Annotated in this window: 17 protein-coding genes; 8 read left to right on the top strand and 9 right to left on the bottom strand. The window is 68.0% G+C overall.

The annotated features are described in order from the left end of the window. Positions 1 to 4 precede the first annotated feature (4 nt). Together CXQ96_RS05470 and CXQ96_RS05465 are read right to left on the bottom strand one after the other, a co-directional pair. Positions 5 to 1,666, bottom strand: coding sequence for a catalase (locus CXQ96_RS05470; RefSeq protein ID WP_104117014.1), 1,662 nt, complete (start codon positions 1,664 to 1,666; stop codon positions 5 to 7). Positions 1,667 to 1,769: 103 nt separating this feature from the next. Then, entirely contained in the window at positions 1,770 to 3,533 is a 1,764-nt protein-coding gene (locus tag CXQ96_RS05465; RefSeq protein WP_104117013.1) for a PHP domain-containing protein, read from the bottom strand. Between the two features lie 610 nt (positions 3,534 to 4,143). Between CXQ96_RS05465 and CXQ96_RS05460 the strand changes: the two genes are divergently transcribed. Beyond that, complete coding sequence (locus tag CXQ96_RS05460) at positions 4,144 to 4,353, top strand: hypothetical protein (protein WP_087071516.1); 210 nt, start codon at positions 4,144 to 4,146, stop codon at positions 4,351 to 4,353. Between the two features lie 164 nt (positions 4,354 to 4,517). On the opposite strand, the gene CXQ96_RS18370 is transcribed toward CXQ96_RS05460, so the two are convergent. Next, positions 4,518 to 4,667: a hypothetical protein gene (locus CXQ96_RS18370; protein ID WP_181036370.1), complete on the bottom strand. Its 150-nt coding sequence runs from the start codon at positions 4,665 to 4,667 to the stop codon at positions 4,518 to 4,520. A gap of 127 nt (positions 4,668 to 4,794) precedes the next feature. Between CXQ96_RS18370 and CXQ96_RS05455 the strand changes: the two genes are divergently transcribed. Then, complete coding sequence (locus CXQ96_RS05455) at positions 4,795 to 5,322, top strand: hypothetical protein (RefSeq protein WP_104117012.1); 528 nt, start codon at positions 4,795 to 4,797, stop codon at positions 5,320 to 5,322. A gap of 63 nt (positions 5,323 to 5,385) precedes the next feature. Here the strand turns inward: CXQ96_RS05455 and CXQ96_RS05450 are convergent, their stop codons facing one another. Next, complete coding sequence (locus tag CXQ96_RS05450) at positions 5,386 to 6,477, bottom strand: alkene reductase (RefSeq protein WP_104117011.1); 1,092 nt, start codon at positions 6,475 to 6,477, stop codon at positions 5,386 to 5,388. 202 nt (positions 6,478 to 6,679) lie between these two features. Here CXQ96_RS05450 and CXQ96_RS05445 point away from each other — a divergent pair, with 202 nt between their 5' ends. Continuing rightward, the gene (locus CXQ96_RS05445) at positions 6,680 to 8,185 is read left to right on the top strand and encodes an MFS transporter (protein WP_258058882.1); all 1,506 of its coding nucleotides are present in this window, start codon (positions 6,680 to 6,682) and stop codon (positions 8,183 to 8,185) included. A 214-nt stretch (positions 8,186 to 8,399) separates the two neighbouring features. Here the strand turns inward: CXQ96_RS05445 and CXQ96_RS05440 are convergent, their stop codons facing one another. From CXQ96_RS05440 to CXQ96_RS05430, 3 genes are all read right to left on the bottom strand, one after another. Then, complete coding sequence (locus tag CXQ96_RS05440; protein WP_104117009.1) at positions 8,400 to 8,852, bottom strand: hypothetical protein; 453 nt, start codon at positions 8,850 to 8,852, stop codon at positions 8,400 to 8,402. Between the two features lie 102 nt (positions 8,853 to 8,954). Then, on the bottom strand, positions 8,955 to 9,800 hold the full coding sequence (locus CXQ96_RS05435) for an NAD(P)-dependent oxidoreductase (RefSeq protein WP_104117054.1): 846 nt from the start codon (positions 9,798 to 9,800) through the stop codon (positions 8,955 to 8,957). Between the two features lie 20 nt (positions 9,801 to 9,820). Beyond that, positions 9,821 to 10,825 (bottom strand): aldo/keto reductase family protein, encoded by a 1,005-nt coding sequence (locus CXQ96_RS05430; RefSeq protein WP_104117008.1) that lies wholly within the window; start codon positions 10,823 to 10,825, stop codon positions 9,821 to 9,823. 148 nt (positions 10,826 to 10,973) lie between these two features. Between CXQ96_RS05430 and CXQ96_RS05425 the strand changes: the two genes are divergently transcribed. Together CXQ96_RS05425 and CXQ96_RS05420 are read left to right on the top strand one after the other, a co-directional pair. Continuing rightward, positions 10,974 to 12,047: a peptidoglycan bridge formation glycyltransferase FemA/FemB family protein gene (locus CXQ96_RS05425; protein ID WP_104117007.1), complete on the top strand. Its 1,074-nt coding sequence runs from the start codon at positions 10,974 to 10,976 to the stop codon at positions 12,045 to 12,047. A 46-nt stretch (positions 12,048 to 12,093) separates the two neighbouring features. Continuing rightward, positions 12,094 to 13,788, top strand: coding sequence for a threonine/serine exporter family protein (locus CXQ96_RS05420; RefSeq protein ID WP_258058881.1), 1,695 nt, complete (start codon positions 12,094 to 12,096; stop codon positions 13,786 to 13,788). Between the two features lie 104 nt (positions 13,789 to 13,892). Here the strand turns inward: CXQ96_RS05420 and CXQ96_RS05415 are convergent, their stop codons facing one another. Then, the gene (locus CXQ96_RS05415) at positions 13,893 to 14,717 is read right to left on the bottom strand and encodes a uracil-DNA glycosylase (RefSeq protein WP_104117006.1); all 825 of its coding nucleotides are present in this window, start codon (positions 14,715 to 14,717) and stop codon (positions 13,893 to 13,895) included. 109 nt (positions 14,718 to 14,826) lie between these two features. Here CXQ96_RS05415 and CXQ96_RS05410 point away from each other — a divergent pair, with 109 nt between their 5' ends. From CXQ96_RS05410 to CXQ96_RS05400, 3 genes are read left to right on the top strand one after another with little or no spacing between them, the layout of a single operon-like run. Then, entirely contained in the window at positions 14,827 to 15,132 is a 306-nt protein-coding gene (locus tag CXQ96_RS05410; RefSeq protein ID WP_104117005.1) for a DUF3263 domain-containing protein, read from the top strand. A 43-nt stretch (positions 15,133 to 15,175) separates the two neighbouring features. Next, positions 15,176 to 15,886, top strand: coding sequence for a LytR C-terminal domain-containing protein (locus CXQ96_RS05405; RefSeq protein WP_104117004.1), 711 nt, complete (start codon positions 15,176 to 15,178; stop codon positions 15,884 to 15,886). Next, entirely contained in the window at positions 15,877 to 16,479 is a 603-nt protein-coding gene (locus CXQ96_RS05400; RefSeq protein ID WP_308662542.1) for a GNAT family protein, read from the top strand. Before CXQ96_RS05405 ends, CXQ96_RS05400 begins: the two co-directional genes overlap by 10 nt. Here CXQ96_RS05400 and CXQ96_RS05395 read toward each other — a convergent pair. Next, positions 16,469 to 17,110, bottom strand: coding sequence for a TM2 domain-containing protein (locus CXQ96_RS05395; RefSeq protein ID WP_181036369.1), 642 nt, complete (start codon positions 17,108 to 17,110; stop codon positions 16,469 to 16,471). The two genes, CXQ96_RS05400 and CXQ96_RS05395, sit on opposite strands and share 11 nt — an antisense overlap. Positions 17,111 to 17,149 lie beyond the last annotated feature (39 nt).

Genomic DNA, 17,149 nt, shown 5'->3' with positions numbered 1-17,149 from the left:
GTGGCTACCGGGTCACGACGACGTGCTCGTTGGGCACGCAGTGCGTCATAGTGAGACCTTCCACGTCGCGAGGCCCGTTGCTTCCGAGGTTCTTCAGGCGGGCGAGCTCGTCCTCGGACAGGGTCTGGCTCGCGAGGGGCGGAAGATCCTTCACCTCGGCCAGGCCGATCCCGAGGCCTTCACCGACGCGTGCTCCCAGTTCATCGTCCACCATGTAGAAGTGCCACACCATGCGTTCCTGCACTGCGCGGGCAGCCTGGCCGATCAGCGTGACGAAGTTGCCGACGAGGTCGTCCTTCTCCCACTGCTCCAGCAGCTGGTACCGCTGGCCTGCCTGCAGGTAGTCCTGCGTGAGTGGGATGCGCTTGCGCGTCAGGCGTCCATGAATCTCCGGGCCCTGCTCGTCATGGGTCGGGTACTGGCCCTCACGGAGGCCCCCGGTGATGGATGGCTCGTAGTTGACGTGCGGGTTCTGGCCTGGCGCCAGGTCCGTGCCGTAGGACATCTGGCCGCCGCGCTGGTTCGTGTGCACGGGCGCGTTCTTGGCCGAGTTCACGGGCAGCTGCAGGTAGTTCGGGCCCACGCGGTAACGCTGGGTGTCGCTGTAGCTGAACGTCCTGCCCACCAGCATCTTGTCGTCCGAGAAGTCGAGCCCGTCGACGAGGACGCCCGTCCCGAACGAGATCTGCTCGTTCTCGTTGTGGTGGTCGGTCACGTTCCGATTGAGCGTCATGGTGCCCACGAGCTTCGGTTCGAAGTCCTGCTCCGGCCAGGTCTTTGTGTCGTCGAGCGGATCGAAGTCCAGTTCCGGGTGGTCGTGGTCCTCCATCAACTGCACGTAGAGATCCCACTTCGGGAAGTCGCCACGTTCGATGGCCTCGTAGAGGTCCTTCGACGCGTGGCCGAGGTCGGTTGCCTGGATGTTGGCGGCGTCCTCCTCGGTAAGGCTCTTCACTCCCTGGTGGGGCTGCCAGGTGTACTTCACCAGCTTGGTCTCGCCGTCGGCATTGACCCACTTGTAGGTGTTCACGCCGAACCCCTGCATGTGCCGGTAATCGGCAGGGATGCCGCGCGGGCTGAACAGGTTCACCAGCATGTGCATGGACTCCGGGGTCTGCGACATGAAGTCGAAGATGCGGGCCGGCTCCTGCCGGAAGGTGATGGGGTCCGGCTTGAGGGAGTGGATAACGTCGGGGAACTTGATGGCGTCGCGGATGAAGAAGACAGCGAGGTTGTTCCCCACGAGGTCCCAGTTGCCGTCCTCGGTGTAGAACTTCACGGCGAAGCCCCGGGGGTCGCGGCTCGCCTCGGACGAGTCCCTTCCGCCGATGACGGTCGAGAAGCGGATGGCGACGTCGGTCTTCTTGCCCGGCTCGGAGAACAACTTCGCGCGCGTGTAACGGGCGATGGGCTCGTCACCCCACATGCCGGTCGCCTCGAAATCGCCGTACGCCACGAAACCGCGCGCGTGCACCACGCGCTCCGGGATGCGTTCCCTGTCGAAATGGCTGATCTTCTCGAGAAACTGGTAGTTCTCCAGAGTGGCCGGGCCACGGGCACCGACGGTTCGTGAGTTCTGGTTGTCATAGACCTGGTGGCCCTGGCGATTGGTCAGGACGGCGCGGTCATCATCCTCGGCAGGCGGCTGGCTGGCGACATCGGTCATGGATTTCTCCTCACAGGGGGCTTCGGGCTTCGGGAGCATCGGGGCAGCGCGATCACCCCGCTCCCGCATTCGACGCTACCCAAGGCGCAGGTGGACAGCAACCTTAGTAATCGCTGATCACGTCCACGAAAACGGGGTTGGCATAGAACCAGGTGTCCAGCCACGGATTCGCCTCGGTGGTCCCGCTGCCGTGGCGCTGAGGACCCATCGGATCGACCGTCGCGCCGTAGTAGCCTGCTCCCGTGCGGTTTCCATCGCTGCCGCGGACGCGCAGGTAGAAGGAGTGCTCGACGTCCCTGAAGACGTGGCTCACGGTGACGGGGCCGGAAGCGCCGGAGACATCGAACTGACGAACCACGCGCGTTCCGGGAGCGCGGAGGGTGTCCCTGTCCACAGCCGGCCCCGTGATCGGCCCGCTGATGAGGTCGACGTGGGCCGCTCGCGGGAGGATCCCTGCGGCGTTGTGATACTGCGTGGGCGACAGTGTGATCGACACTTCGACGTCGGTCCCCCTGCGGACACCGAGCCGGGACCCGAGGGTGACACCGTTGGACCCCTTGCCCGGCTTCCCGTTCTTCTTCGCTTCACGAACGCGGACCTCGAGGCCGGCGAGCAGATGGCCGTGATCCACCCACATGCGACCCCTGCGCATCGCGTCGAGGATCCCGGTGTAGCCGGCCTCGGTGACCCCGGTGTGCAGTCGGCTGAACTGTCCGGGCCAGAAGTCGCTGCCTCCCTGAGGTATGCCGGTCTCCACGGGATCGGGTCGCCGCCCCTCGACGCTCCACCGGTCGAACTCGCTCAGCAGGCTCAGGTAGGGCTCGCGATCGGGGTAGGGGCCGGTGCGCAGGGTGTCCTTCACGGTCAGGTGGTTGTCGGAATTGGAGGTGATCCAGAACGGGAGGCCTTCGGCCAGGAGGGAGTCCCATACGCCACCGACCGTCGCCGTCGCCCAGTCGAAGCCGCCGTACGGCCGGTAGGCATCCGCCGGGTATCCCGGGAAGCTGTACTGGCTCGGCGCGTTGACGTACTCTCCCCGTTGATCGCCCGGCGCGGCGTTCTGGCTGATACCGCTTCCCTGGGCCCCGGGCGCGCCCTCCATGCCGATCATGACGTCGCGAGCGGCATCCCGCCAGGCGCGGATCTCGTGGGGTGCGTCGATGCCGAGCCTCAGTGGGTGGTTCGCCAGCACGACGACGTCGTCCACGTAGCCCGTGCGCCGCTGTTCGGCGAGCCACGCGATGGCTTCCACGGCTTTCCGCTCCGCGGCTTGTTCCTCGACCGAGCCGGGCGCCGGTTTCTCCCACCGGTTCAGCTTGCCGTCCCATACCAGTTCGAAGGTCCGCAGCAGATCGGCCTCGTGGGGTCCCGGCGCGACGAGCACGGAAGCGTGTTCCGCAGCCGGGATGTACCACTCGAGCCCCTGGAAGATCAGCAGGTCCGGATGCAGCGCTCGTTGCTCGCGGATCTCCCGGTTGGAGGTGACCACGCCGCCGTTGTTCGCATGGCCGAAGTTCGCGTGTTCAGTGAATGCCAGCCAGTCGACGCCGTACTTCCGTGCGTGGTCGAGCTGCTGCGCGATGCGGTACTTGGCGTCGTGGCTGTACTGCGTGTGCACGTGGTGATCACCGACGAGCCAGCTGAGCTGCGGATCGTTCTTCCCGACCGGGCCCTTGCCGCCGGGCGCAGCCGCTACCGGCGTCGTCGCCAGTGCTGTTCCTGCGCCCGATCCCGCGAGGACGGCAGCGGAACGCAGGATGGCACGCCTGTTCCAGCCGAGCGTCGCCAGCTCACGATCGGCAGCCTCCGCAGCCTGCTGTGCGTCGAGGGGTTGTGGAGCAGCCGTGGACGGTTCATCGGTGCGCATCGGGTACCTTGCCTGGAGGGGACGGGATCCCGAGCGTAAGCAGGGAGGGTGTCGGCGGCGTGAACCGCAAGCGAACACGGAGCGCCCTGCAGCGCGTGCGCCGACGCGGGAAGGCTGCAGAAGGGGGACGGCCGCCGGTGTACCAGCCGTGCACGACGACCACGAAGGCTGCGGCTTCCTCGAAGCCGGCCTCGATCGAAGCGGGCCTGAATCGAAGCGGGCCTGGATCGAAGCCGGCCCCCTACCGGCGCAGCGCACCGAGCGGGGGCCGATACCGCCTCCGCTATCACCGAGCTCCTGTCGACACGCTACGCCGGGAGGTGGACGACCGGATCGGCTGCGGTGCCTCCCGCCGACTAGACCGCTGCGGGGACCGCAGGTCCGGTGGGCCACCGCAGGAGGGCCGCGATGGGCTTCTCCTCGAGCGCCCCCGACGAGTACATGGTGACCTGCGCGTCGGTGAGGGCCGCAGCGCGGAGCAGGGCCGCGACGGCCGGGACCTGGCCGTTCGCGTAGCGCAGGTAGACCTGGTCTGAAAAGGAGCGGATCGTCGATCGGAGGTCATGAAAAAGGATCGGCGGTCGTAGGCGGCGGCGGGTAGCGTGGGGTCATGCTCACAGTTCCCGAGAATTTTCCGCCCCGGTACATCAGCTTCCTCGAGGCCCAGGACGAAGGCTTCGCCGAGACGGTGCTGATGGTGATGAAGCAGTCGATGGCCGAGGGTAAGTACGGCATCCTGGTCAGCAGCCATGCGCTGGACCGGCAGGCCGAACTGTCCCAGGAGGTCCCGTTCGGCGAGGTCGTCGAAGGAACGCGCTGACTCGCCCGGACCGAAGCGGCCGCCTCTGAACAAGGAATGCAGAAGGGACCAGGATTACGGAAGCGAACCAGGACTACAGAAGCGCCGGCCCGTCGGGTCCGGCGCTTCTGGCGTTCGTTGCAGGTGACCGTCGTTCTCCGGCTGCTGCCGGGTGGGGACAGACGTCAGGTGCCGTCGCTGTACTGGTCCTCGGAGTCCGCGCCCTCGGCGGGGTCCTCGGTGTGGACCCTGATGTCCTCCGGGTTCGCGTCGGTATCCCCTTCGGCGGGTGCTTCGTTGTGGGTGCGGTCGTCGTCACCGGGGTTGTCTGACATGCGCTCGTCCTCTCGGTTGCAGGGAAAGTAAGCTCCCTTACTGTCAGTCTACGGACCGTAGCCCGGGAGCGTAACCTCCGCAACCTTTCCCGTGACGGAGGGTCGCCGGCATGCCTAGGATCAAGGTATGGAGACCTCCACGAGCGCGCTGGCCGGCCGCGAGTCGAACCGGCTGCCGAACCACCGATCCCGGTTGACCGCGCGCGCGGTTCTGGTCGGTCTGGCTTCACTCGGGCTGGGGGTGGTGGCGCATGTGGCAGGCGGAGGATCGCTGCCGAGCATGCCCATCCTGCTCGGACTGGCCGCGCTCGCCGTCCTGGGGTCGGCCATCGCGGCGCAGGCGCACCTTCCACTGTGGGGGATGATGCTGCTCCTCGGCGTGACCCAGCAGGCGCTGCACTGGATCTTCGGTGGGCTGGGCGGAGCGTCGTCCTCCTTGACGGGCAGTTCCGGCCATCATACGGAGCAGGTGCCTGTCGGCGGGACAGTTCCCAGCGGGGGGCACTCGCCGGAGGCCATGCTGATGCTCCACGCCCATCTCGGAGCCGCGCTCCTGATCGGTTGGTCCGTGGCCCGCTACCCGCGGATCGCGGACTGGGTCTCACGCAGGCGCGGGAATCGGGTGCAGGAACAGGAAGACGCCCCCATCGACTGATGCGGGCGCCTGATTAGCTGGGCCGACCGACCCGTCCGCCGGGCCGTTCGGTCGGCCTCTGCCTCAGTTGCTGCTGACCGAGCCGTCGTAGAACGGGTAGTCGATGTAGCCCTCGGGCCCGGTGGAGTAGAACGTAGCCGGGTTCGGTTCGTTCTCCGGCAGGTTCTCGCGCCAGCGCCGGGCGAGGTCGGGGTTGGCGATGGCCGGGCGCCCGACGACGACTGCATCCCCCACGCCGTCCTCGAGGATGGCGATGGCCTCCTCGCGGTTCGTGATGACACCGAAGCCGCTGTTGATGAGGAACGGTCCGCCGAACCGGGTCCGGAGGTCCTGGACGAGCTCGCCCGTCGGATCGGCGTGCAGGATGCTCAGGTAGGCGAGGTTCAGTGGTGCGAGAGCGTCGACGAGCGCGCCGTAGGTCGCGTGGACGTCTGCAGCCTCTGTCTCGAGGGCGTCCTGGATGTTGTGGGCGGGCGAGATGCGCAGGCCCACCTTCTCCGCGCCGACCTCGGCAGCGACAGCGGTCACGAGCTCGATGACGAACCGGGCTCGCTTCTCGGGGGTTCCGCCGTAGGCGTCATCGCGCTGGTTCGATTCGGGCGAGAGGAACTCGTGCAGCAGGTAGCCGTTGGCACCGTGCAGTTCGACGCCGTCGAATCCGGCGACGTCGATCGCCTTGCGCGACGCCGTGACGAACTCGTCGATGATTCCAGGAAGCTCCTGGGTGGTCAGCGCATGCGGTACCGGGTAGGGCTGCTTGCCCGTGCTGGTCCGCGTGGTGCCGGTGATGGCGATGGCGCTGGGGGCCACGACCTCGTAGCCGCCGTTCGTATCCGGATGCGTCACGCGCCCCGCGTGCATGACCTGCGCGACGATGCGCCCGCCGTCGGCATGGACGGCGTCCGTGACCCGCTTCCAGCCTGCGAGCTGGTCGTCCCCGACGAGGCCGGGCTGGCCGGGGAAACCTTGACCGGCGTGGCTCGGGTAGGTGCCCTCGCTGACGATCAGACCGAGGGATGCTCGCTGGCGGTAGTGCTCGATGACGATGTCACCGGGGATGCCGGCGTCACCCGAGCGGACGCGCGTGAGGGGTGCCATCACCACGCGGTTGGGGATCTCGATCGTGCCGAGTGTCAGGGGGGAGAACAATTTCATGGGTCCTGCTTTCCGAATCGGAGTCCTGAGGGCGGTAACAGGGCATTCCCGAGTGGTATTCCGGAAGTGGCCCTCGTCACGGAGCTCACTACGGAGCGGCGGGGTGGTGGTCCCGGGGGCGGTGGAGTGCCACACTGACCATGGCTCCGCGGCATGGCGGGGCGACGAAGGGTAGGGGAGCGCGGCTATGGGCGGAATCCGGATGAAGACCGCACCGGCGCGATGGGTCCTGCTGGCCACCGTCCTGGGTTCGGGCCTCGCGGGCATCGACGCGACCGTCGTCAACATCGCACTGCCGACCATGGGCGCGGACCTCGACGCCGACTTCGCAGCCCTTCAGTGGATGGTCACCGGCTACACGCTGACACTCGCGTCCTTCATCCTGCTGGGCGGATCCCTGGGGGACCGCTACGGCAGGCGACGCATCTTCGTCCTGGGCGTGATCTGGTTCGCGGTCGCATCCCTGCTCTGCGGGCTCGCTCCCGACGCCGGACTGCTCATCGCCGCGCGCGCTCTTCAGGGCGTGGGCGGCGCCCTCCTGACTCCGGGCAGCCTCGCCATCATCCAGGCCACCTTCTCCGGCGAGGACCGCGCCCGTGCCATCGGTGCCTGGTCTGGACTGGGCGGCGTCGCGACGGCCATCGGTCCGTTCCTCGGTGGCTGGATCGTGGAGAGCGTCTCCTGGCGCTGGATCTTCCTCATCAACGTACCCATCGCCGCCGTCGTCGTCTGGATCGCCGCGCGGCACGTGCCGGAGACGCACGATGCCGAGGCGACCGGCAGGCTCGACGTCGGGGGAGCGGTGCTGGGCGCCCTGGCGCTAGGCGGCACCACGTATGCGCTGATCGAGGCTCCGGCCCGTGGAGTCGGCTCCCCCGCAGTACTCGCCTGCGGCATCCTCGGAATCACGGCGGCCATGGCCTTCCTCCTCGTCGAGTGGCGCACCGGGCACCCCATGCTGCCACTGCGGATCTTCGGCAACCGGCAGTTCAGCGCGGCGAACGCGGTCACCTTCCTCATCTATGCGGTGTTCGGCGGCATCTTCTTCCTCCTGGTCGTCCACCTGCAGGTCGTGGGGGGCTTCAGTCCGGTGGCCTCGGGAGTCGCGATGCTTCCGATCACCGCACTCATGCTCGCCCTCTCGCCGCGTGCGGGTGCTCTGAGTGCTCGAATCGGCCCGAGGATCCCGATGACTGCCGGACCGTTGGTGTGCGCCCTGGCGCTGGTCCTCATGCTGCGGATCGGCCCGGCGGCGTCCTACCTGCTCGATGTGCTGCCCGCGGTGGTCGTCCTCGGGCTGGGGCTGTCCCTGCTCGTGGCGCCCCTGACCTCGACCGCACTGTCCTCGGTGCCCGAGCACCAGGCGGGCCTGGCGTCCGGGGTGAACAACGCCGTCGCGCGTGCTGCAGGCCTGATCGCCATCGCGGTTCTACCGGCCGCTGTGGGGCTCAGCGGTGACGCCTACAGCGACGCAGTGCAGTTCGAGGCGGGTTTCGACACGGCGTGCGTCATCGGGGCCGTCGTACTCGTGCTCGGGGGACTCCTGGCTGCGCTCACCATCCGCACGCCGACACTTCCGGTGGGCGCGGCGCGTGCTCAGTCCGTGCATCCGGCGCATTGTGCGATCGACGGCCCTCCGGCCGCGACCGCCGCTGTGCGCGGCCACCGCCCGGCGGGGACGATGCGGGGCGACCACCGCTCGTCATGACGTGCGCGCGGCGGACCGACAGCGGACTGGGGACGGCGGACTCGGGGCGGCGGACTCGGGGCGGCGGACTCGGGGCGGCGGACTCGGGACAACGGACTCGGGACAACGGACTCGGGACAACGGGGTGGACGCGCTGCCACCGTCATGGGGCGGGCCCGGACGCAGCGAAGCCCCGAGCACTGCTCGGGGCTCCTCCGGTGCGCGCGCTACGCCGCTACTTGATGTCCTGCTCGTCCATCGCGCTCAGCGGGGAGCCGCCGCGGTTGGCGGGATCGTCGCTCGCATCGACGTCGTCGTCCTCCATCATGCCGAAATCGACGTCCGCAGCAGCCTCGCCGAGCATGGGCTCCTCGGGCGGATACTGCTCTTCGCCGTGCTCGAAGCGGGCCTCGGCGGTCTCCTGGCGAAGGGTCTGATCGCTGAGGTAGCCCTCCTCGCCGACCTCGGAGACGCCGTTCTCGTCGTCGCCGGTCTCCTCGACGCCCGGCTCGTCCTGCAGGAGGGGGTCCTCCTGCCAGCGGTCCGGATTCTCCTCGGCCGCGCCCTCGTAGGAGTCCGGCTGGCCCTCGAGGACCGGGTCGAAGGCCTCTGGCGCCAACGAGTCGTTCGGCACGTCGGGCTCCTCGCCCACGATGGTCAGTTCCTCATCGGGAAGGTTCTCGGTCATCTTCTCTGCCTTTCGTCGGTGCTGTGCATCCTTCGATCATCAGCCTACTGATGAATCGGTCTGGGCGACAGTTCGGCCTCCGCCCGGACCGCATCGGCTCCGCTAGGCGTGATCGCGCCAGGTGTGCCGGGGCTCGTAGCCCAGGAGGCGCCGGGCCTTATCGATCGAGAGGAGGGTCTCGTGCTCACCGATCTCCCGCGTGACGTCGACGCCGGGGAACACCTCGGCCGCCAGGTCCGCACTCGTCCGGCCCATGACGGTGTCCGCTGCGGCGATGATGAAACGGTCGAAGCCGGGAGCAGCGTTCTCCAGAGCCTTCTGCACCGCCTGGGCGCCGTCACGACCATCGATGTACCCCCACAGGTTCCACTTCCGGGCCGTGGCGTCGGCGTCGAAGGAGGGGAACTCCGCGTAATCCTCCGGGTCCATCACGTTCGAGAACCGGAGCGCCGTGATGCTCAGCTCCGGATCCCAGCGCGCGAGCTCGATGGCCAGCTGTTCCTCGAGGTGCTTGACCAGTGAATACGTGCTCTCGGGCCGGGCCGGGTAGTCCTCGTCGACAGGGATGTACGGGGGAGGCGTGTCGAACGGCAGCCCGAGGACGGTCTCGCTCGACGCGTAGACGATGCGTTTGATCCCTGCCCGGCGGCAGGCCTGGAAGACGTTGTACGTGGCCGTCATGTTGTTGTGGAAGGTCGCGACGTCCGCCTGCAGCCCAGGGGCGGGGATGGCACCGAGGTGCACGACGGCGTCGAACCCGGCATGCCGGTCGTCCACCCCGAGCAGGGCATCGACCACCTGCCCGTAGTCGCGGAGATCGATCCGCAGGAATCCCGGGCTGCGCTCGCCGTACTGGTCGAGTTCGAGGACGGTATGACCAGCCTCCCGCAGGCCGCGGACGACGCTGCGCCCCAGCTTGCCGCTCGAACCGGTGACGGCGACGTTCAGCGATGTCGTCGGGGACGCCATCAGACCGGGCGCGTTTCGGGGGAGACGGTCTTTGCTACGTCGGTCTCGGCAAGGTCACCGATCGCGTCGTCGATCGCCTTCAGGACGTCGTCCTCGAGCTTCACGCCGGCTGCGACGGCGTTCGACTCCACCTGCTCGGGCCGCGAGGCCCCGATGATCGCCGAGGCGACGTTCTTGTTCTGCAGCACCCAGGCGATCGCCAGCTGCGCCAGCGTGAGGCCCACTCCGTCCGCGATGGGGGCGAGCTTCTGGACGCCGGTGAGGACCTCGTCGCCCATCCAGCGCTTGATCATGTCCGCACCGCCCTTGTCGTCCGAGGCGCGCGTCCCCTGCTCGGGCTGCTGGCCAGGCTTGTACTTGCCGGTCAGCACGCCCTGTGCGACGGGGGACCAGACGATCTGCGACAGTCCGAGCTCTTCCGAGGTGGGCACGACCTCACCTTCGATGACCCGCCACAGCATCGAGTACTGAGGTTGGTTGGAGATCAGCTGGAAACCGAGCTCCTTCGAGAGGGCGTGGCCGTCGCGGATCTGCTGAGCGGTCCATTCGCTGACTCCGATGTACAGGGCCTTCCCCTGGCGCACGATGTCCGCGAAGGCCTGCATCGTCTCCTCGAGCGGAGTCTCGTAGTCGTACCGGTGGGCCTGGTACAGGTCGACGTAATCGGTCTGAAGGCGCTGCAGGGAGCCGTCGATCGACTCCATGATGTGCTTGCGCGAGAGCCCGACGTCGTTGTGGCCCTTGGGGCCAGTGGCCCCCCAGACCTTGGTGAAGATCTCGAGCGACTGTCGGCGCTCGCCCTTCAGTGCCTCACCGAGGACGGTCTCTGCCGCGGTGTTCGCGTACACATCCGCTGTGTCGAACGTGGTGATCCCGACGTCGAGCGCCGCGCGCACGCACTGGGTGGCGACGTCGTTCTCCACCTGGGAGCCGTGCGTCAGCCAGTTGCCGTAGGTGATCTCCGAGATCTTGAAGCCGCTGTTTCCGAGGTATCTGAAGTCCATGATCCTGATGCTAACCACCCTGATCGGACGAGTACAGGGCGCTCCGTTCACCGGGGCAACCTTTGCGTCATGGTGCCGGGTGAGGGATCGTCCAACCGCTAGACTTGACCGCGTCCTTCGGTTGCCGCCCACCAGTGAATGAGGAATCTTGGTCGATTTCAGCGCTCGTTTCGCCACCGGAATTGAGCAGCAGAACTGGGATGCGCTCGTCACGGCGAACCCGGGTGGTGGAAACATGCTCCAGTCCGCCGCCTTCGCCGAGGTGAAGTCGCACCACGGATGGCGGCCCCGGTTCGTGGTGCTCGACGGTCCCGGCTACACCAGCCACAATCTCATCTTGGAAAAGAAGCTGCCCGTGATCGGGGCGCTGTGGTACCTCATCAAGGGGCCGGCGGTGACCGATGCCGCGCACGTCCCGGGTGCCGCCCGGGCCGTCGCCGACCTCGCGCGCAGGGAGGGGCACAACGTCTTCGCCATCAAGGTGGAGCCGGACCTGATCGACACCCCCGAGCTCCGTGACGCCTTCACCGCCGCGGGACTCGTGAAGACCTTCAACCTGCAGCCCAACGACAGCACCGCCATCCTGGACACCACACCGGAGGCGAACCAACTGCTGCGCAACCTGCACTCCCGCGGCCGGAACGCCGTGCGGCGCGCGCTCCGCGAGGGCGTCGAGGTGCAGCGCATGGAACCCAGCGAAGAGACGTTCCGTGCGATGTACTCCCTCATGGGGCACATCGAGGACCGATCCGCCGCGCGGATGCGCTCGTTCGAGTACTACAGCCGCTTCTGGCAGAACTTCGTCGATGCCGGCCAGGGGCGCTTCTACTTCGTGCACGAGGACGGGGAACCCTCGGTGGGGGCCTTCGTCATCAACTACGGCTCGAAGGGTACGTACAAGGACGGTGGTTCGCGTCCCGGACGCAAGCAGTACGGGGATTCCCACCTCGTGCAGTGGCGCGCCATCACCGACCTGAAGGACGAGTTCGGCATCGTCGAGTACGACTTCTGTGGCACGCCGCCGAGCGATCAGCTCAAGGACACGAGCCACCCGCACCACGGCCTCGGGCTGTTCAAGACGAGCTTCACCAAGACCGTCACCGACTTCGCGGGTTGCTACGACGTGGTCGTCAGCGGCTGGAAGTATCGTGTGTGGACCACGATCGCCGAACGCGTAGCGCGTCAGGTGCACTGGCGCCGGACGCACCAACCGTTCTACTGAGGAGAAGCCCGCGGTCCGCCGCGGTGATGGAGCATGAAAGGCGGCTGTGAAAGACGGTTCCACCCCCGGGGACGGCCCATCGCCTTCCACCAATCCTTCGCCGGTGGCGGAGGCGCTTCCGGTGATCCAGCGCCCCTTCGACCCTACTGCTGACGAGAAGAAGAAACTGGCTGCGGGCAAGCGGGCCGGAGATGGCGGTGGCGACCGATCCGCCACGAAACCGGGCAGGAAATCGGCAACCCAGCCGAGGCCGGCGCGCGCCGGTCGCCAGCGCCAGCAAGCGGTTCGTCCCACGGACGCCCTGCCGACCACTCCCGAGCGCGTACCCTCAGCGGGGCGCTCCAACGCTGCTGCCCGCTCCATGCTCCGCCGCCTCGTGCAGGGCGAAGCCCCGCCCACGCAGGCGATGAGCATCGTCGAGCGCCTGGCCGGAAGCCCCTATGCCAATCCGATGATCCAGGTCGGCGGCCCCGATGCCAGCGCTCGGAAAGCACTGGACTTCGCGCTCAACCTGGCGGAGACCATGTTCCGGTACGGGGCGGGCGCGTTGGAGGTGGAGACCAGCATCATCGCCGTCACAGCGGCTTTCGGTCTGGACGACATCGAGGTCGACATCACCAACCAGTCCGTCGTGCTGAACTACTCGGCCAAGGACCAGACGCCGACCACGGTGCTGCGCGTGGTGCGGTCATGGACCAACAACTACGCAGGGCTCACTGCCATCCACCGCCTCGTGTCCGACATCGCTGACGGCGGCGTCTCCCGCACGGAGGCTGCACACCGGCTCGACGAGATCACCCACCGACCGAAGCCCTTCCCGCGGTGGATGGTGACGGCGGCCTTCGGAATTTTCTCCGCCGCGATCGTCGCCTTCATCGGAGGCACGCCGCTCGGATCCCTCGTCGGGTTCGTCAGCTGCATCCTGGTGGACCTCGTGAGCCGGAAACTCGGCGAGTGGAGGGTTCCCGAGTTCTTCTCCGTGGCGACGTCCTCCGCGCTCATCACCCTTGTGGCAATGCTGTTCTGGTGGCTCCGGGTTCCGATCGAACCGGCGCTCGTGGTGGTGGGCGGCATCCTCCTGCTGCTGCCGACCGGCCGGCTCGTGTCCGCCACCCAGGACGCGATCAACGGATTCCCCGTCACCGCAGCCGGCAGGTTCCTTTCTGCGATCCTTGTGTTCGCGGCCCTCGTGGCAGGGATCGCCGTCGCGCTGGTCGTCGGGGCAGCACTCGGAATCCCTGAGCTCGAGGTCCTCCAGTCAGCCGGCTCCCAGTACCCCTGGCCCGTTGTCGCCGTGCTGATCTTCATCGCCGTGGCCATGATCTGCATCGCGGAGCAGACCGACGTGAAGCTCGTGATCCCGACGTCGCTCGTCGCAGTGGCCGGCTACCTCCTGCTGGTCAGCGCCATGACGGCCGGCGTCGGGTACCGGCTCGCGCCGGCGCTGGCCGCGATCCTGATCGGCGCGTTGGCCCGCATCGTCGCCCTCCGGCTCGGGGCTCCACAACTCGTCGTCGCGGTGCCCGCTGTCCTCTTCCTGTATCCCGGGCTCACCATCTTCCGCTCCATGTACGCGCTCACGATCGAGCCCGACGTCGGATCCGGCGGAGCGCTGGGGCTCTTCAATGCGCTGACCGTCGTGCTGGCGATCGCCGCAGGCGTCGTGCTGGGCGACAACCTCGCGCGGCCCTTCACGCGGAAGCTCAGCTCCAACGAGAGGCAGCGCAACCGGCGGCGATAGGCTGCCCTGCCGACCTCCGGATCCTGGAGGGGCCGTCCCCTCGAGAGCCGGGGGCAGGCGTCGTACTGGAGACCGTCCCTCGGCGCCGCCGAGGGACGGAGCGCTCAGGCGGCCCGGAGGGCAGTTGTTCGCGACCAGTCGATCGGCTCGGCGCCCTGCTGTTCGAGCAGGCCGTTCACGCGGGTGAACGGCCGAGAGCCGAAGAACCCACGGGAGGCCGACAGAGGGCTGGGATGCGCGGACTCGACCGTGGGTGTCCGGCCGAGCAGAGGCTTGAGGCGGAGGGCGTCCTTGCCCCACAGGACGGCGACGAGCGGACCTCCGCGTGTGACGAGGGCCCGAATGGCTGCGTCCGTCACGAGTTCCCACCCGAGGCCCCGGTGCGAGGCGATCTCGCCGGCGCGCACGGTGAGGACACGGTTGAGGAGGAGCACTCCCTGCTCAGCCCAACCCGACAGGTCACCCGACGCGGGTACCGCCGCCCCCGTGTCGGCGGACAGCTCGCGGAAGATGTTCACGAGGCTACGCGGGATGGGTCGCGTGGAGGGGTCGACGGCGAAGCTCAGCCCGACGGCGTGCCCGACGGTCGGGTAGGGATCCTGCCCCACGATGACGACCCGCACCCGATCGAGCGGCGAGGTGAAGGCGCGGAGGATGTGCTGCGCGTCCGGCAGGACCCGCCGGCCGCTGGAGAGCTCGTCCGTGAGGGCCCCTGCCAGCCCATGGAGGACCGGCTCGACGGGTTTCAGTGCAGCGGCCCAATCAGCGGGCAGCAGGTCCTCCACCCTCGCCGGAGCGGCGAACGGGAACGAAGCGTTCGGCGCGGGCAGCGGAGAGGCCGGTGGTCGCGGATCGCGCACGCTCGGCGTCCGCTGCGTGCCCCGGGGGAGATCCGTCAGGTCGAAGAGCGCGCCGTCGTCGTGGATCATGGTCCCATTCTCGCCTGTGCCGCTCTGAGGTGCCGCGTAAATGACAGGCGTGTAATTCGGAACTACCATGGTCTGAGTTGTGCCGAGTCGACGGAAGGCGGAAGCGGACATGGCCGAGCCACTGCGACGTATCGATGACACGCCCCCCGGTCAGGACGCGAAGCCGACCCTCGGGGACCGGGAGCAGCGCATGCTCGCGCTCGAACGCGAGTGGTGGAAGTATTCCGGCGCGAAGGAGCAGGCCATCCGTGACCTGTTCAACATGTCCGCCACCCACTACTACCAACTCCTCAACGCGCTCATCGACACCGAGGCGGCGCTCGCGCACGATCCCATGCTCGTCAAGCGGCTGAGGCGACTGAGGTCCACCCGCCAGAGGGAACGCTCGGCACGCCGTCTGGGTGCGGACATCTAGCGTCGCCCGAGGCACCCGACACACCGAAGGACAACCCTGAATCATGACTGACCACCCGCGGGACGAGTTCGACAGGATCCCGGAGTCTTCCGCGCGCCAGGGTGTGCACCGGGAACGGCTCATTCCGGCAGGATCGAGCGGTCTGGGACTCAAGATCACGGTGGGGATCCTCGCACTCCTCATCGGGTTGGGCGCCTACTTCATCCTTCCCCGGCTGGGCCTCGCCGGTGCTACCGAAGGTGCATCTGCAACCTCCACCACGAGTGATCCGGCACCGGCTGCCACTGCCACTGCCACTGCCACTGCCACTTCTTCTCCCACTGCTTCCGCCTCCGGAAGCGCACCTTCGGCCGCTGCACCAGCGGCGTCGAGCACGCCGTCACCCGCAGTCACCCCGGACGTGACGGTGAGCACGGATCCGACGGAACAGGTCGGCGCCGCCGCAACTCCGTCCGCCATCGACGAGCAGGCCGGAGTTCCCGACCGGACCCAAGCGGTGAGCGTCCTCAATGGCACGGGCGCTCCGGGCCTGGCGTCCTCGGTGGCCGGTCGACTCGCCGCCGCCGGGTGGAACTCCGCTTTCCCCGGCAACTGGGCCGGTACCCCCGTCGATGCTTCGGTGGTCCTCTACAGCGGTGAAGCACAGCGCGCCAGCGCCGAGGCGGTAGCAGCCGATCTCGGTATCGCGAGCCTCGTGGACAGCCCTTCCGTCGCTTCCGGCATCCTCGTCGTCCTCGGACCCGGATTCCAGTAATCGTTCCGCTGCAGCTCGAGGGACGGCTGGTCCGGATCAGGGACTGGCGAGCGGGGGACCTGCCAATCTACCGCGAGTGGCTGCGCCCCCACCACGAGTGGCATGACTGGGACGGGCCCTACTTCCCCGTGCCCGACGACGCCGAAGCGGACAACCTCGTGCGCTCGCTCGGTGTGCTGCTGAATCAGCCGCGCACCGCTGCCCCACCGCGCAGGGCCGTCGTCGCCGACCGTGGCACGGACTCCCTGATCGGCGTCGTGTCCTGGTACTACGAGTGCGAGGTCTCCGACTGGCGCCGGGTCGGGATCACGGTCTTCGATCCAGGGCTCCGTGGACGTGGAGTTGGGCTCGAGGCACTCACCCTGTGGGCGGCTCACCTCTTCTCCTCGACGGGCATCCGCCGGCTCGACTTCGCGACCTGGTCGGGCAATGCCGCCATGTGCAGGGTCGGGGAGAAGGCGGGGTGGCGGGAGGAGGCACGTTTCCGGGACGCGCGGGAGGTTCGCGGGGAGGTGTACGACGCCGTCGTGTTCGGTGTGACCCGCGGCGAGTGGGAGCGAACCGCCCCCACCCGTTCCGGCGTCAGTCCTTGAGTGGGATGCCCTGGGCGTCCCTGCGGAACTGCTCCGAGCCGACCAGGATCATGATGCCCTCGACGAGTCCCCAGATCCCGGCCGCGATGGCGCTCAGACCGAACGTGAAGATCGCGCCGACCGTGGACATGAGGATCTGCACGATCCCGATCGTGGTGTACCCGAGGTAGAACCGGTGGATCCCGAGCGATCCCAGCAGGATGCCGAGGATCCCGGCGATCACGCGGGATTTCTGCGGCGCGTAGGGCTGGCCGAAGGGCCCCTGGTTGTACCCGCCCTGCTGAAACGCGCCCTGTCCGTACGGGGCCTGGGCGTAGGGTGCCTGGCCGTACTGTCCCTGTGGCGGCGGAGTCTGACCGAACCCGGGCTGGCTGTACTGTCCCTGGGAAGAGGGGCCGGCCGCGTACGGATTCGGCGCGGCTGCCTGCGGCGCAGAGGGGTGCCCATCCTGAGGCGAGTACGGAGGCTCGGAGATGATCCCCGGGCCGCCGGCCTGGGATTCGGGGATACCCTGCGTTCCAGGAGGCCGGGGCGCGGATGAGGCACCGCCTGCCCCGCCGTCCGCGACCTCGTTCCCCTGGCGATGCTCGTCGGATCCCTCGCTGATAGGACCGGTTGCTGGCGTGGACACTGTGCCTCCCGTTGCTTGTGGTTCGCCCAACCTATGCCC

The organism is Arthrobacter sp. B1805 (assembly GCF_002929745.1).
Classification (GTDB): Bacteria; Actinomycetota; Actinomycetes; order Actinomycetales; family Micrococcaceae; genus Arthrobacter_D.
The sequence above is the reverse complement of the archived record's forward strand: the minus strand, read 5'-3'. Positions and strand labels throughout refer to the sequence as shown.